The sequence below is a fragment of the Ochrobactrum sp. Q0168 genome, assembly GCF_016427605.1.
Taxonomy (GTDB): domain Bacteria; phylum Pseudomonadota; class Alphaproteobacteria; order Rhizobiales; family Rhizobiaceae; genus Brucella.
Genome location: NZ_JAELXQ010000016.1, coordinates 43,574 through 57,371 on the forward strand (window position 1 = coordinate 43,574; position 13,798 = coordinate 57,371).

Sequence of the window (13,798 nt, forward strand, 5' to 3'; positions counted from 1 at the left end):
CTGCAATCAGATTTATGCGATAGGCGTTTCGGGCGAAGCGGTATATGGCGGGCCAAAATAAGAGAGTTTGCCATGGCCGCCCGCTTCTTCCCCCTTATGTTCGTCCTGCTCTGGGCCACCGGCTTCATCGGGGCCGGGCTGTCCATGCCTTATGCAGAACCCTTTACCTTCATGGCGGTGCGGTTCTCCATCGCAGCGGTCATCATGACGCTTTGGGCGCTGGCGAGCAGGGCCACATGGCCGAAAGGGGCGACGCTGGTTCATGCGGCTATCGCCGGTTGTCTGATCCACGGCGCTTATCTCTCGGCACTGTTCTGGGCCGTGCATCACGGTCTGCCCGCTGGCATGTCGGGTCTGGTCGCGGGTCTGCAACCCATGCTCACCACGCTGATCGCCGCCATGCTTCTTGGCGAAAGGGCAAGCGGACGCCAATGGGCGGGACTGCTGATCGGTTTTCTTGGCGTTGCCATGGTCGTCTGGCCGAAATTTTCGGCAGGCAGCGGCGTCGATCCGAAAAGCCTTGCGGCGGCATTTTTTGCCGTGCTTGCCATCAGCACCGGCACGGTCTGGCAGAAGCGTTTCGGCACGACCGGCGATCTGAAAACCGGCACGGCTGTTCAGTATATTGCTGCTGCCGCGCTGACGGCGCTTTGTGCGTTCAGTTTCGAAACCCGGGTGATGATCTGGTCCCCACAGCTCATTTTCGCGCTGGTCTGGCTGACGCTGGCGATTTCCATCGGCGCTATTCTGGCGCTTCTGGTGATGATCCGCGAAGGCGCGATGTCGAAAGTCGCGTCGCTGTTCTATCTCGTGCCCGGGACGGCAGCGATCATGGCCTATCTGATTTTCGGCGAGACGCTCGGCCCGATTCAGATTGCTGGCATGGTCGTGACGACTTTGGGCGTTGCCCTGACGACGATGAAGCGCTGATTATTCGACGATCAAATCCGGCTGCTGTTCGCGTTTGCGGAAATTCATGATTGCCGCATTGATTTCAGCGCCGATGATGAAGATTGCCGACAGCATATAGAGAAAGACGATTGCCACCATGATCGAGGCTAGGCCCGCATAGGTGGAGACATAATTGGCAAAAGTCTCAAGATATTTTGCAAAGGCGGTCGCAGCGGCGAGCCAGGCGACAAGCGTGACGAGGATGCCGGGCAGGATATCCCCAAGACTGCGGCGTCCGGCTGGCAGCCAGATATGCACCATGAACAGCGCCAGAACCAGAACGGCTACGGCGATGCTGTAGCGCCAGAAGGCGATGGTGCCGGTGAAGGGCGCAATGTCGGGAAACCATTGCTCTGCAATGCGCACGGCGAGTGGGGCCAGAACCAGCAGGAAGCTGATCGCCATCAGGCTCAACGTGCCGACCAGAACGAAGCCGAGGCTTTGCAGGCGGCAAAAGATGATCGAGCGCTGGTCGGTGACGCGATAGGCGCGGTTGAGCGCGATGCGCAACGCCTCCACGCCGTTGGAGGCGAAATAGGCAGCGGCGATCACACTCAACGTCAGCAGTCCGCTGCGCTGCACGGTCAGAACATTGGTCACTTCATTGGCAATGGGGGCCGCGATATTCGATGGCCACATGTCGAAAATGACGTGCACGGCTGTTTCGGCAAATTCCTTGGTGCCGAGAAAGCTCGCCAGCGAGGTTGCGAAGATCAGGAAAGGAAACAGCGCCATCAGGCCCGACAGGGCGATGTGACTGGCAAATGCCCAGCCGTCGTCCGAACTGAAATGACCAAGCACATCATAGGTAATCTGACGGAGAAAACGCCTGACTTTTCGCATCCGCAGATTTTACCCTCTTCACCGCCCGCATTGCGTTTCAATGCCTTAAATCTAGCATCACCTGACAGATTGCAAGGGTAGCGCCGTTTTAAAGCCGTTGCGAATCAAGCACTGTGGAGGAAACGCGGCGGCAGGGACAGGACGAAATGGCTGAGGAACGCGCAAATCGCAGCATCATCATAACCGGCTGTTCTTCCGGCATCGGCGCTTATTGTGCGGAAGCCTTGCATCGTCGTGGATGGCGGGTTTTTGCCACCGCGCGCAAGGAACAGGATATCGCCGCCCTGCAGGCCAAAGGGATAACGGCCTATTATCTTGATTATGCCGAGCCGGATTCCATTGCCGCCCTTGCCGATGAAGTGCTGCGCAAAACAGACGGCAGGCTGGATGCGCTGTTCAACAATGGCGCCTATGCCCAGCCGGGCGCGGTCGAGGACTTGCCGGTGGAAGCGCTTCGGGCCCAGTTCGAGGCCAATTTCTTCGGCTGGCACGATCTGACACGGCGCGTGTTGCCCGTCATGCGCAAACAGGGGCACGGGCGGATCGTTCATTGCTCGTCGATCCTGGGGCTGGTGCCGATGAAATGGCGCGGCGCTTATGTCGCGTCCAAATTCGCCATTGAAGGGCTGATGCTGGCGCAGCGCATGGAACTTGAAGGTTCAGGCGTCGAAGTTTCGCTGATCGAGCCGGGGCCGATTGCATCGCAATTCACCTATAATGCCGCCCGGCATGCGCAGGCCAATATCGACATGGAAACCTCGGTGCATCGCGAGCTTTATCAGCGCCAGATGGCCAAGCTGACAAGCGGCGGCACCAAATCGAAGAACAAGCTTGGACCGGAAGCCGTCTATGATGTACTGCTTCACGCATTGGAGGCGCCGCGTCCACGTCCGCATTATGCGGTAACGAGGCCGGCGAAACTGGGAATTCTGGCGCGCCGCTTGATGCCGTCGCGCTGGCTTTACCGGATGCTGTCCGATCAGTCTTGAAGCATTTCCAGCAAAAGTGCGAAGCGGTTTTGCGTCGGATAATGCGTTAATGTTAAAGCCTCAAAGACTGCGGATGATGGGAAGGGAACAAGATGGACGTTGTGTTCAAAGGCGCGGCCATGGTGGCCATGCTCGCCGTTGCGATTGTGTTGATCATTGGCCTGCGCAATATGATGCGCGGCGGCGATGCCAATTTTTCCAACAAGATGATGCAGTTACGCGTATTCCTGCAATTTATTGCAATCGTTCTGATCGTGGGCGCAATCTATTTCGCGCGGTATTCAGGCGGACAGTAAGGCATGGTCAAGCTCAACAAGATTTACACGCGCACCGGCGATGACGGCACCACCGGCCTTGCCAGCGGGCCGCGTCGGCTGAAGTCCGATCTGCGCGTGGAAGCCTATGGCACGGTGGACGAAGCCAATGCCTGCATCGGCATGGCGCGGATTCATACCGGCGAATATGCGGAGATCGACGCGATGCTGTCGCGCATCCAGAACGATCTCTTCGATCTTGGCGCTGATCTTTCGACGCCCGATGACGGCAAGCCGCTGGCTTATGAACCGCTGCGCATCGTTGCGTCGCAGGTCGCCCGTGTCGAAGCGGATATTGATGCTCTCAATGCCCATCTTGAGCCATTGCGCTCGTTCATTTTGCCGGGCGGTTCGGCGGCATCGGCGGCGCTTCATCTGGCGCGCACGGTTTCGCGCCGCGCCGAGCGCCTGATGGTGGCGCTGGCAAAGATCGAGGGCGAGGTGGTGTCGCCTGAAGCGCTGCAATATATCAACCGCCTCTCGGATTTTCTCTTCGTCGCCTCCCGCGCCGTCAATGATAACGGCGCGAAAGACGTGCTCTGGGTGCCGGGCCAAAACAGGTAGTTTTTAATTTCGCACATCTTTTCCGAAAACCGCTTCACGCTTTTCGGGATGTGCTTAAACCCCGCGTTTGTTACCCCAGATCAGCACATGCAACTGGGGCAGCACATGCGCCTCGAAGCAGCGGTCTGCGATCACCTTATCCACCAGCCATTCCATGCGGCGCATGATGCCGTCGATGTCGATTAATGCGTCGTCTGCTTCAGGCGGTGGCGGGGTGCGATTGCCGGGCTGGAGATAGACCGGCAGTTGCGGATGAAGCGCCGAGACATGTTTCGCGAAGGCATAATCGGCATCGTCGAAGATCACGAATTTCAGCACCACGCGGGGCTTCGGTCCCGCAGTTTCCACACAGGCCGCAAGCGCATCGGGGTCGAATTCCATTCGGCTTGATGGCGGCTTCGGGCTGAGCACCAGCGTATCCAGAGCGGAAAACCAGTCCTTTGCGATGGAGCCTTGGGTTTCCAGTGCAAAACGATAGCCTGCCGCTTGGCCATGGGCGATGAGAGGTCCAAGCGGCTGTATGGCCGGATTGCCGCCGGAAAGTGACACTGTTAAGGGGTGATTTCCCGAAAGTGCCGTCACTTCCTGCCAGATGGCCTCGACACCCATCGGCTTCCATTCATGGCGAAAGCGGCTTTCGACCGCGTGCAGGCTGTCGCACCATGCGCAACGATAGTCGCAGCCGCCGGTGCGCACGAAGACAGTCGGCTCGCCGATCAGCACGCCTTCGCCTTGAATGGTCGGGCCGAAAATCTCGCTGATGCGGATTTCGGAGGCCTGTTTCATGGCTTCGCACTTGGGCGATATTCCGCCCATGTTTTTGGCGTTTCGCTCACCCGCACGGCGGATATTTCCGGCCAGCGCGCATGGCACCAGTCGAAGAAGTGCTTTGCCAGCGTTTCGGCTGTGGTGTGTCCATGTCCCAGCACATCATTGAGATGCCGATGATCGAATGTGTCGTCAATGTAATGTTTGAAGGGCGCCAGTTCGTGATAGTCGCGCACAAAGCCATGCTGATCGAGATCGGGGGCGGAAAGCTCCACTTCAACAATGTAGTTATGGCCGTGCAGCCGTGCGCATTGGTGATCGGCAGGGAGTCCGGTCAGCTGATGCGAGGCGGAAAAGTGAAACTCCTTGGTGATGCGAAACATCAGGCGTTCCTCCGCTCTACGGCTTCACGCCAGAAATCGGTGTCTTCATAGACGGTCGGGTCTTCGACGCCTGCGAGGTGAAACGCCTCACGGCGCTCCACGCAGGTGCCGCAGCGACCGCAATGGTGCTCGCCGCCCTTGTAGCAGGACCATGTCGCCTCGAAAGGCGTGGCGTGTTTTGCGCCATCGGTGACGATATCGGCCTTGGACGCATTCACATAAGGCGCGAGCAGCTTGATATCGGCATAGCCGTCCAGCGCATGGTACTGCATGGTCTGAAAGGCGTCGATGAAGCCGGGGCGGCAATCGGGATAGATGAAATGATCGCCGCCATGGACAGCCAGCGCGACCGCATCGGCCTTTTGCGCGGCGGCCACGCCAAAGGCAATCGCCAGCATGATGGCGTTGCGATTGGGCACGACAGTGATCTTCATCGTCTCTTCGGCATAGTGACCGTCCGGGACGTCGACATCGTCGGTCAGCGCCGAACCGGTCAGGCTGGCGCCGATGGTGCGGATATCGATGATCTGGTGCGGCACACCGAGTCGTTCGGCACAGGCTCTGGCCGAATCCAGCTCCTTTTTATGCCGCTGGCCATAATCGAAGGAGAGAAGGGCAGTGAGTTCATGTTCCGCTGCGATTCTATGCGCCAGCGAAACGGAGTCGAGTCCGCCGGAGCAGACGACAAGCGTTTTCATAGTCAGGGTTCCTTGTTTTGACCGGGTAGGCTGCGACCGGTTAGTGCGGGCGTGTCGTAAAGCAGGATGCCGCCTTTGTAAACGCCACGGATGAGGGATGCGGCGGCGGGGCGAGACATGCAACAATCTGCGAATGAAGTTCTGTCAGAATAAATGGATATTAATCGATATAGATTGCCGAGGCTGATTGACGTGCACGTCAAGCGTCTTTACGTTTCCCGCCGATTTCTAATGGGAGGTGCCGTGCCTGACGGCTTTGTCACGGCGCTTTCTTCGGAGCCGCTTCTGTGTCGGGTTCTCGTCGGAATTTGGCATGCGGGCGGTGTTTCATGGCGGCATAGTCGTGCCGTAGGATTCATTGAAGAGGTGGTCGCGGATGAAAGTCCTTGTCGCAGTAAAACGTGTCGTCGATTACAACGTAAAGATCCGTGTGAAGGGCGACGGATCTGGCGTTGAGCTTTCGAATGTGAAGATGTCGATGAACCCGTTCGACGAGATTGCGGTTGAAGAGGCGATCCGTTTGAAGGAAGCTGGCAAGGTAACGGAGATTGTAGCTGTTTCGGTCGGCCCGGCACAGGCGCAGGAAACACTGCGCACGGCGCTCGCCATGGGTGCGGACCGCGCCATTCTGGTCAAGACGGACGAGACAGTCGAGCCGCTCGGCGTCGCCAAGGTCTTGAAGGGCGTGGTCGATGCGGAAAAGCCGGACCTCGTCTTCCTTGGCAAGCAGGCGATTGACGACGATGCCAACCAAACCGGCCAGATGCTGTCGGCGCTTCTCAACTGGAGCCAGGCAACCTTTGCCTCGAAGGTGGAGCTTGCTGACGGTTCGGCCAAGGTGACACGCGAAGTGGATGGCGGTCTGCAGACCATCGATGTGAAGCTTCCGGCGATTGTCACGGTCGATCTTCGTTTGAACCAGCCGCGTTATGCATCGCTGCCGAATATCATGAAGGCCAAGAAGAAGCCGCTGGACGAGAAGTCGCCTGCCGATTTCGGCGCCGATATTGCGCCGCGCCTCAAGGTTCTGAAGACCGAAGAGCCGGGTGGCCGCAAGGCTGGCGTCAAGGTTGGTTCAGTCTCTGAACTGGTCGAGAAGCTCAAGGCTGACGGTATTCTCTAAGAAATCGGAAGGGACACGATAAATGGCTATTCTTCTTTTTGCCGAACATGACAATGCAACCCTTTCGGACCAGACGGCAAAGGCGTTGACGGCAGCTGCCCAGATCGGCGGCGATGTCGATATTCTGGTTGCAGGCAAGGGCGCAAAACCTGCAGCCGATGCTGCCGCCAAGCTGAAAGGCGTGCGCAAGGTTCTGCTTGCTGAAAGCGATGCGCTGGAAAACCGTCTGGCTGAGCCGACGGCAGCGCTCATCGTGGCACTCGCCGCCAATTACGACACGATCATCGCTCCGGCGACGACTTCGGCCAAGAACATCCTGCCGCGCGTTGCAGCCCTTCTCGATGTGATGCAGCTCTCTGAAATCATGGAAGTCGTCTCGGCAGACACGTTCAAGCGTCCGATCTATGCGGGCAATGCGATCCAGACGGTGCAGTCCACCGACGCCAAGAAGGTGATCACGGTGCGCACCGCCTCCTTCTCCGCAACGGGCGAGGGTGGTGCGGCTGCGGTTGAAAGCGCAACCGTGCCTGCCGATCCGGCGCTATCGAGCTTTGTCGGCAATGCGCTGTCGGCTTCGGATCGTCCGGAACTGACCTCGGCCAAGATCATCATCTCGGGCGGTCGCGCGCTTGGTTCGGCTGAGAAGTTCCAGGAAGTGATCCTGCCGGTTGCCGACAAGCTTGGTGCGGCGGTTGGCGCCAGCCGTGCGGCGGTCGATGCGGGCTATGCGCCGAACGACTGGCAGGTTGGTCAGACGGGCAAGGTGGTTGCACCGGAGCTTTACATCGCGGTTGGCATTTCTGGCGCAATCCAGCATCTGGCCGGCATGAAAGACAGCCGCGTCATCGTCGCCATCAACAAGGACGAAGAAGCGCCAATCTTCCAGGTTGCCGATTACGGGCTCGTCGGTGATCTCTTCACCGTGCTGCCGGAGCTGCAGAAGGCTCTCTGATTTTTTGCGAAGCAGCGGGCTGGTCTCGCCGCTTCGTCATTTTGCGACCCGTCCCCATCGGAGGCTTAGTCTCGCGTTCGGGGCGGGTTCTTTGTAATGAGCAAGAATTTTGGATTGCATTTTACGCGGACAGCCTATCATTTGCGTAAAGAGCCTTTTGCAATTCGAAGCGCGGTTTTCCGCTTGCTGCAGAAAAGATATGCTCGACAGGCCCCATTGGGGAGGATGAAGGAGTTACACGGTGGCGATCAAGACAGTTGGTATAGTCGGCGCGGGTCAGATGGGTGGCGGTATCGCGCATGTCTGCGCTCTGGCAGGTTTTAGTGTGCTTTTACACGACGCTGCGCCGGACCGGCTGGAAAAGGGCATTGCCACCATTAACGGCAATATGGCGCGTCAGGTTTCTTCCGGCAAATTGCAGGAAGAAGAGCGCGCCGCCGCCATGAAGCTGATCCGCGCTGCGAATTCCATGGAAGACCTCGCAGGTGTCGATCTAGCCATTGAAGCGGCGACCGAAGACGAAACCGTCAAGCGCAAGATTTTCGCGCAGCTCTGCCCGATCCTGAACCCGCAGGCCATTGTGGCGACCAACACCTCCTCAATCTCCATCACGCGGCTCGCTTCGACGACGGACCGTCCGGAGCGTTTCATCGGCATTCACTTCATGAACCCAGTGCCGGTGATGAAGCTGGTGGAGCTGGTGCGCGGCATCGCCACCGATGAAGACACGTTCCGCAAGTCGAAGGATTTTGTGCAGGCGCTGGGCAAGACGGTTACGGTCGCCGAGGATTTCCCGGCATTCATCGTCAACCGTATTCTGCTGCCGATGATCAACGAGGCGATCTACACGCTTTATGAAGGCGTGGGCAGCGTCGAAGCCATCGATACGGCCATGAAGCTCGGTGCGAACCATCCGATGGGGCCGTTGCAGCTTGCAGACTTCATCGGTCTCGACACCTGCCTTTCCATCATGCAGGTGCTGCACGATGGGCTAGCGGATTCCAAATATCGTCCGTGCCCGCTGCTGGTCAAATATGTCGAAGCAGGCTGGCTCGGACGCAAGACGGGCCGCGGCTTTTACGATTATCGCGGCGAGCATCCGGTGCCGACGCGCTGAGCGTCAAACAATCTCAAAGAAAGCCGGTTTCGACCGGCTTTTTCGTGTCCGCATGGCAACTGTGACAAGTTTCATGCAGCTGTGGAAAACCGGAATATCGTTACCATTAACTTACCGTTAACGATGCCCATTTAGCACTTATTCATCTTTGATCGTTAAAGTTTTCATTAAGATGTTCGGAAGTGAAGATTACTTCACACGCTCACCTTGAGCGCGGCGAACATCCTTTCGAACATGATTGATGAAGGTGAAAGCGATGAGCATTCTTGTTCAGCTGCGTGACAGCGTTAATGTCATTCGCGAGTTCGTCGCACCGAGCTATCGGCCCGAGCGCCATTACATGCGCGGGCCGGGCCCGGCTTGCGAAGCTCGCACCCGCCACTAAAGTGCAATTCGATCTGATTATATCAGGTCGGACTGCGCTATAAGCCTCTCCCAAGGCAGAGTGGAAAGAAGTAAAGCCAGAACGGTCGCCCGCTCTGGCTTTTTGCTTTTCTGGGTTGAGGCCTGGAAACAGCCGATTATTCCAGACCTTCAAAGAGCGCCGTCGAAAGATAGCGTTCTGCAAAGGAAGGGATGATGATGACAATGTTCTTGCCAGCATTTTCCGGGCGCTTGCCGACTTCGATCGCTGCAGTCAGCGCGGCACCCGACGAAATGCCGACCGGAATGCCTTCGATGCGAGCAATCAGCCGCGCATTGGCAAAGGAATCCTCGTTGGAGACCTGCACGATTTCATCGTAAACGCCGGTGTCGAGCGTCTTCGGAGCGAAGCCCGCGCCGATACCCTGGATCTTGTGCGGGCCGGGCGTGCCGCCGGACAGGACAGGCGAATCCTTCGGTTCGACGGCGATCACCTTGAAGGAAGGCTTGCGCGCCTTGATCACCTGACCGACGCCGGTAATCGTGCCGCCGGTGCCGATGCCGGAGATCAGAATATCGGCTTCGCCATTGGTGTCGTTCCAGATTTCTTCCGCCGTCGTTCGACGGTGAATTTCTGGATTGGCCGGATTTTCAAACTGCTGCGGAATAATGGCGTTCGGGTTGCCTTCGGCGATTTCCTCAGCCTTGGCGATCGCGCCCTTCATGCCCTTGGCGCCTTCGGTTAGCACCAGTTCGGCGCCAAGCAGCTTCAGAAGCTTGCGGCGTTCCACCGACATGGTTTCCGGCATGGTGAGCACAAGGCGATAGCCTTTGGCGGCGGCAGCAAAGGCCAGCGCGATGCCAGTATTGCCAGAGGTCGGCTCCACAAAAACCGTCTTGCCGGGCACAGCCTTGCCCTGTTCTTCAAGCGCCTCGATCAAAGCGAGACCGATGCGGTCCTTAACGCTCGCCAGCGGATTGAAGAATTCCAGCTTTACCAGAAGGTTCGCGACAACGCCGTTTTCCTTGGCAAATTTATCAATGCGCACAAGCGGCGTGTTGCCGATCGTTTCCAGAATGGAGCCGTAAATACGACCGCGTCCCGCAGTTTCGTTGCTCTTCGAGCCAAGGGGTTTGTTCATAGCGTAATCTCCCTTCATATTGCGCAAAGTTTAAGAGGAAACAGCGCAAAAGCATAGCTGGGCATATGCGCGCGATGGATCAAGAGTAGAATTTTATTCTATATAATCGAATTTTTTAAAAGTGAATTCCATCAAAATTGGGAGTGCGCGTATTAGCTTATCTGGAAGGAGATTGATCCGCATCAATGCATCGGCTTGGGTAAGGCGCGCATAATTTAGCTATCAGGCAACCAGGAGATCGAGAGATGTACAAGAATATTCTGATCGCGACCGATGGGTCGGAACTCGCTGAAAAGGGCGTGGATCAGGGCGTGGAACTGGCCAAGGAAACGGGTGCGAAAGTGACTTTCGTATCGGTGACCGAGCTTCTGCCGTCCTATGGCATCGTCGTTGCGGCGGAGTGGGCATCGAGCCCGGTTGCATTTCAGGAGTATCGCGAAGCAATTACCAAGGCTGCACAAGAGATACTGACGAAGGCCAAGGCCAAGGCGGAAGCCGCCGGCGTGACCGCTGAGGCGGTGCATGTCGAAAACCAGTCGCCCGCGCAAGGCATTGTGGAGGCTGCGAAATCTCATAGCAGCGATCTGATCGTCATTTCGTCCCATGGCCGTCGCGGCGTCAATAAGCTCCTGCTTGGCAGCCAGGCGGCGGAAGTCCTGTCGCTCAGCACTGTTCCGGTGCTGGTGATAAAGTAATTGGCGGCTATTTGTTGTCTCGGGGGTGTTTTTCACGGGTTCAGCGATTACCCGTGAGAGGCAAACAACGAAAGAAGATTGCCGATCACCTCTGTTAAGCTCCTTTTGTCCGCCTATCTGGTTGGGCAAGAGGAGTTTGGCTTTTCTGGAGGTCGTCATGACTGCGCCGCGTCCTTACAAAACCCACTTGGGCAACCACCTGCTTCATCCCGAAACGCAAATGCTGAATTATGGCTATGACCCGGAGCTTTCCGAAGGCGCGGTCAAGCCGCCAGTTTTTCTGACGTCAACCTTTGTTTTCAAGACTGCCGAGGACGGGCGCGATTTCTTCGATTTTGTGTCCGGTCGCAAGGAGCCGCCTGCCGGTGTTGGCGCGGGACTGGTTTATTCGCGCTTCAATCATCCCAACAGCGAGATCGTCGAAGACCGTCTCGCGGTCTATGAGGGTGCCGAGAGTTCAGCGCTGTTTTCGTCTGGCATGTCCGCCATTGCGACCACGCTTTTTGCCTTTGCGCGCCCCGGCGATGTCATCTTGCATTCGCAGCCGCTTTATGGCGGTACTGAAACGCTGCTGGCGAAGACGTTTTTGAATTTCGGCGTGGAAGCGGTGGCTTTTGCCGATGGCGTGCACGAGGCGGCAATCGAAAAGGCGGCGAAGGAAGCGCTCGCCAAGGGGCGCGTTTCGGTCATCCTGATCGAAACACCGGCCAACCCGACCAACAGTATCGTCGATATCGCCGCCGTCCGGCGCGTGGCTGAAAAAATTGAGCAGCAGCAAGGGCATCGTCCGATCATCGCCTGCGACAACACCTTGCTGGGGCCGGTCTTCCAGAAGCCGCTCGATCATGGTGCGGATTTGTCGGTTTATTCGCTGACTAAATATGTCGGCGGCCATTCCGATTTGATTGCGGGCGCGGTGCTTGGTTCCAAATCCATCGTCCGGCAGGTGAAGGCCTTGCGCGGCGCCATCGGCACGCAGCTCGATCCGCATTCCTGTTGGATGCTTGGCCGATCACTGGAAACGCTCGGTCTGCGTATGGAACGCGCCGATAGCAATGCGCGGGCGATTGCGGAATTTCTGCGCGATCATCCGAAGGTCGAAAAGCTGCATTATCTGCCCTTCGCGGATGAGAATTCCGATGTCGGCGCATTGTTCAAGCGGCAATGCACGGGCGCTGGCTCCACATTCTCATTCGATATCAAGGGCGGTCAGGCGGCGGCGTTCCGCTTCCTCAACGCGCTTCAGATTTTGAAGCTCGCGGTCAGTCTGGGCGGCACGGAATCGCTTGCGAGCCACCCGGCGGCAATGACCCATTCCGGCGTTCCACTTGAGATTCGCGAGCGTATCGGCGTGCTGGAATCGACCATTCGCCTGTCCATCGGCATCGAACATCCAGACGATCTGATTGCCGATCTCGCGCAGGCACTGGACGCGGCATAGGGCAATGCCTGCCGCTGAGGCTGGATCAGCCCGGCCTCAGCGGCGATTGTCGATCACGGACAGAAATAAGCGAGACCAGCGGTCACCTTATCGAGTCTCCGTCTCGTCCTTTTCCATTCTGGACAATGCAGACATCTTCTTTGCAGAAGCGGGGGCCACCATCGGATAATCAGCGGGCAGGTTCCATTTGCGTCTGTATTCATCGGGTGTCAGCCCGAAGCGGCTCATCAAGGCGCGCTTCAGCGTCTTGTAGGGACGACCATCTTCCAGGCAGATAATGTAGTCTTCGAAGATCGATTCTTTGGGGTCGACAGAAGGTGACGCTGGAACCTCTTCAGAGGAAAGACACGGTTTACCGTGTAATCCGTTGATGCACTCACAAATCTCTGTAATCATATTTGGAAGATCATCGGAATTAATTTCATTTTTATTTAAGAATGATTTAATAATATTATTAGCTAATTTTAAATGAAGAATCTTGTTTTCAATGATATTTATTTTAACTGATTTCTGCATAATATATCGCCAGATTGGAGGGAATTATGTTTTATGTGGAATTCTACGGAGAGGCTTGATTGGGATTGCTTCGTGCTTGATGAGTATCAGCTCATTTGACTTTACTGTAAAGTAAAAATTACCTAAACGTAATTTAGCAGTTAACGATTGAAATCCAGGCGAGCTTTCGACGGCGGATAAATGTCAGGCGCGCTCAGGTCTGCGAAGGGCTCGTTCGCTTACGAAAACTGGACGTGAGGCAATATCTGCCGATTAGACTGACGAACGAGCGCGAACAGCTCGATGATGTCGAGCGCCAGCAATACAAATTCGAGATTGTTATGAAGTGGTGCGGGTGGTCGGAATCGAACCGACACTCCTTTCGGAACCGGATTTTGAGTCCGGCGCGTCTACCAGTTCCACCACACCCGCACAGGTCTGCCGAAGCAGTTTGATATGGCCAAGAATGGACAGCGGGTTGGGATATACCGACTAAACGAAACAACGTCAATTGCCCACAAGCGCAGGTTCTGGCGTGAAATGACGATTGTTATGAATGGCCTATCCGAAGCAGCCAGAAACCCTCGGCCAGTGCACGGACAGCATGGCGCAGCCAGCTTTGAAAGAGGCGCTGTAAGTCAGACGTCGAAAAGCCGACAACTCCCCTGACGCTCGTGCCGGAAAGCACGGCGTTCCGAGCAGGCGATCACCACCCGCCATTCTGCTGCAAAACGCCGGGGCGTTTGCACGGGCAATCTGGCCGCAAGTTTCGACGCCAAAAACCTTGCCGGTTTGGTGGCCTATCTTTGGCGCAGTCCGTGTTCAACCACGTTCCACACCACGACGACCGCGATGAAGCCGAGCAGGATGTAATCCAGCGTGCTGATATAGTGGAAATATTCCATAGCGCATCTCCTTCCCATGGGAGGGCGCGCTGGCGGTTGTGAACCAGACGAAAGC

General features: G+C 56.9%; 16 protein-coding genes and 1 tRNA gene. 10 read left to right on the forward strand and 7 right to left on the reverse strand.

Going from position 1 to position 13,798, the window contains the following annotated elements; genetic code table 11:
• Positions 1–72: 72 nt before the first annotated feature.
• Positions 73–930, forward strand: a complete 858-nt coding sequence (locus JAU75_RS19975) for a DMT family transporter (RefSeq protein ID WP_199058193.1) — start codon at positions 73–75, stop codon at positions 928–930.
• Here JAU75_RS19975 and JAU75_RS19980 read toward each other — a convergent pair whose 3' ends face one another.
• Complete coding sequence (locus tag JAU75_RS19980; protein WP_199058194.1) at positions 931–1,794, reverse strand: YihY/virulence factor BrkB family protein; 864 nt, start codon at positions 1,792–1,794, stop codon at positions 931–933.
• Between the two features lie 146 nt (positions 1,795–1,940).
• Here JAU75_RS19980 and JAU75_RS19985 point away from each other — a divergent pair, with 146 nt between their 5' ends.
• The 3 genes from JAU75_RS19985 (at position 1,941) to JAU75_RS19995 (ending at position 3,661) form a co-directional block, all read left to right on the forward strand.
• Entirely contained in the window at positions 1,941–2,783 is an 843-nt protein-coding gene (locus JAU75_RS19985; protein WP_199058195.1) for an SDR family oxidoreductase, read from the forward strand.
• A 92-nt stretch (positions 2,784–2,875) separates the two neighbouring features.
• Positions 2,876–3,079, forward strand: coding sequence for a twin transmembrane helix small protein (locus tag JAU75_RS19990; protein WP_199058196.1), 204 nt, complete (start codon positions 2,876–2,878; stop codon positions 3,077–3,079).
• Positions 3,080–3,082: 3 nt separating this feature from the next.
• Complete coding sequence (locus JAU75_RS19995; RefSeq protein WP_199058197.1) at positions 3,083–3,661, forward strand: cob(I)yrinic acid a,c-diamide adenosyltransferase; 579 nt, start codon at positions 3,083–3,085, stop codon at positions 3,659–3,661.
• A 54-nt stretch (positions 3,662–3,715) separates the two neighbouring features.
• Here JAU75_RS19995 and queE read toward each other — a convergent pair whose 3' ends face one another.
• The 3 genes from queE to queC are packed head-to-tail and all read right to left on the reverse strand — an operon-like array spanning position 3,716 to position 5,510.
• On the reverse strand, positions 3,716–4,447 hold the full coding sequence (gene queE / locus JAU75_RS20000) for a 7-carboxy-7-deazaguanine synthase QueE (protein ID WP_199058198.1): 732 nt from the start codon (positions 4,445–4,447) through the stop codon (positions 3,716–3,718).
• Positions 4,444–4,812 carry a 6-carboxytetrahydropterin synthase QueD gene (gene queD, locus JAU75_RS20005; RefSeq protein ID WP_199058199.1) on the reverse strand — a complete coding sequence of 123 codons (369 nt, stop codon included), beginning with the start codon at positions 4,810–4,812 and terminating at the stop codon, positions 4,444–4,446. The genes queE and queD overlap by 4 nt, the downstream gene beginning before the upstream one ends.
• The gene (gene queC / locus JAU75_RS20010; RefSeq protein WP_199058200.1) at positions 4,812–5,510 is read right to left on the reverse strand and encodes a 7-cyano-7-deazaguanine synthase QueC; all 699 of its coding nucleotides are present in this window, start codon (positions 5,508–5,510) and stop codon (positions 4,812–4,814) included. The genes queD and queC overlap by 1 nt, the downstream gene beginning before the upstream one ends.
• Positions 5,511–5,886: 376 nt before the next feature.
• Between queC and JAU75_RS20015 the strand changes: the two genes are divergently transcribed.
• The 4 genes from JAU75_RS20015 to JAU75_RS24300 all read left to right on the forward strand — a co-directional run bounded on the left by JAU75_RS20015 (position 5,887) and on the right by JAU75_RS24300 (position 9,087).
• Positions 5,887–6,633, forward strand: a complete 747-nt coding sequence (locus JAU75_RS20015) for an electron transfer flavoprotein subunit beta/FixA family protein (RefSeq protein WP_199058201.1) — start codon at positions 5,887–5,889, stop codon at positions 6,631–6,633.
• A 22-nt stretch (positions 6,634–6,655) separates the two neighbouring features.
• Entirely contained in the window at positions 6,656–7,585 is a 930-nt protein-coding gene (locus JAU75_RS20020; RefSeq protein WP_199058202.1) for an electron transfer flavoprotein subunit alpha/FixB family protein, read from the forward strand.
• Positions 7,586–7,826: 241 nt separating this feature from the next.
• Positions 7,827–8,702: a 3-hydroxybutyryl-CoA dehydrogenase gene (locus JAU75_RS20025; RefSeq protein WP_199058203.1), complete on the forward strand. Its 876-nt coding sequence runs from the start codon at positions 7,827–7,829 to the stop codon at positions 8,700–8,702.
• Between the two features lie 256 nt (positions 8,703–8,958).
• On the forward strand, positions 8,959–9,087 hold the full coding sequence (locus JAU75_RS24300; protein WP_268898867.1) for a hypothetical protein: 129 nt from the start codon (positions 8,959–8,961) through the stop codon (positions 9,085–9,087).
• Positions 9,088–9,223: 136 nt separating this feature from the next.
• Here the strand turns inward: JAU75_RS24300 and cysK are convergent, their stop codons facing one another.
• Positions 9,224–10,207: a cysteine synthase A gene (gene cysK / locus JAU75_RS20030; RefSeq protein WP_199058204.1), complete on the reverse strand. Its 984-nt coding sequence runs from the start codon at positions 10,205–10,207 to the stop codon at positions 9,224–9,226.
• 245 nt (positions 10,208–10,452) lie between these two features.
• Here cysK and JAU75_RS20035 point away from each other — a divergent pair, with 245 nt between their 5' ends.
• Together JAU75_RS20035 and JAU75_RS20040 are read left to right on the forward strand one after the other, a co-directional pair.
• Positions 10,453–10,902 (forward strand): universal stress protein, encoded by a 450-nt coding sequence (locus JAU75_RS20035; protein ID WP_199058205.1) that lies wholly within the window; start codon positions 10,453–10,455, stop codon positions 10,900–10,902.
• 157 nt (positions 10,903–11,059) lie between these two features.
• Positions 11,060–12,343, forward strand: coding sequence for a cystathionine gamma-synthase family protein (locus JAU75_RS20040; RefSeq protein WP_199058207.1), 1,284 nt, complete (start codon positions 11,060–11,062; stop codon positions 12,341–12,343).
• A gap of 87 nt (positions 12,344–12,430) precedes the next feature.
• On the opposite strand, the gene JAU75_RS20045 is transcribed toward JAU75_RS20040, so the two are convergent.
• Together JAU75_RS20045 and JAU75_RS20050 are read right to left on the reverse strand one after the other, a co-directional pair.
• Entirely contained in the window at positions 12,431–12,859 is a 429-nt protein-coding gene (locus JAU75_RS20045; RefSeq protein ID WP_199058209.1) for a MucR family transcriptional regulator, read from the reverse strand.
• 326 nt (positions 12,860–13,185) lie between these two features.
• Positions 13,186–13,270: transfer RNA gene (locus JAU75_RS20050), tRNA-Leu, on the reverse strand.
• Positions 13,271–13,798 lie beyond the last annotated feature (528 nt).

Bases quoted from the DNA above. Each gene is read 5' to 3' on its own strand.
- JAU75_RS19975 (WP_199058193.1), top strand. From the start codon at position 73: ATGGCCGCCCGCTTCTTCCCCCTTATGTTCGTCCTGCTCTGGGCCACC.
- JAU75_RS19980 (WP_199058194.1), bottom strand. From the start codon at position 1,794: ATGCGAAAAGTCAGGCGTTTTCTCCGTCAGATTACCTATGATGTGCTT.
- JAU75_RS19985 (WP_199058195.1), top strand. From the start codon at position 1,941: ATGGCTGAGGAACGCGCAAATCGCAGCATCATCATAACCGGCTGTTCT.
- JAU75_RS19990 (WP_199058196.1), top strand. From the start codon at position 2,876: ATGGACGTTGTGTTCAAAGGCGCGGCCATGGTGGCCATGCTCGCCGTT.
- JAU75_RS19995 (WP_199058197.1), top strand. From the start codon at position 3,083: ATGGTCAAGCTCAACAAGATTTACACGCGCACCGGCGATGACGGCACC.
- queE (WP_199058198.1), bottom strand. From the start codon at position 4,447: ATGAAACAGGCCTCCGAAATCCGCATCAGCGAGATTTTCGGCCCGACC.
- queD (WP_199058199.1), bottom strand. From the start codon at position 4,812: ATGTTTCGCATCACCAAGGAGTTTCACTTTTCCGCCTCGCATCAGCTG.
- queC (WP_199058200.1), bottom strand. From the start codon at position 5,510: ATGAAAACGCTTGTCGTCTGCTCCGGCGGACTCGACTCCGTTTCGCTG.
- JAU75_RS20015 (WP_199058201.1), top strand. From the start codon at position 5,887: ATGAAAGTCCTTGTCGCAGTAAAACGTGTCGTCGATTACAACGTAAAG.
- JAU75_RS20020 (WP_199058202.1), top strand. From the start codon at position 6,656: ATGGCTATTCTTCTTTTTGCCGAACATGACAATGCAACCCTTTCGGAC.
- JAU75_RS24300 (WP_268898867.1), top strand. From the start codon at position 8,959: ATGAGCATTCTTGTTCAGCTGCGTGACAGCGTTAATGTCATTCGCGAG.
- cysK (WP_199058204.1), bottom strand. From the start codon at position 10,207: ATGAACAAACCCCTTGGCTCGAAGAGCAACGAAACTGCGGGACGCGGT.
- JAU75_RS20035 (WP_199058205.1), top strand. From the start codon at position 10,453: ATGTACAAGAATATTCTGATCGCGACCGATGGGTCGGAACTCGCTGAA.
- JAU75_RS20040 (WP_199058207.1), top strand. From the start codon at position 11,060: ATGACTGCGCCGCGTCCTTACAAAACCCACTTGGGCAACCACCTGCTT.
- JAU75_RS20045 (WP_199058209.1), bottom strand. From the start codon at position 12,859: ATGCAGAAATCAGTTAAAATAAATATCATTGAAAACAAGATTCTTCAT.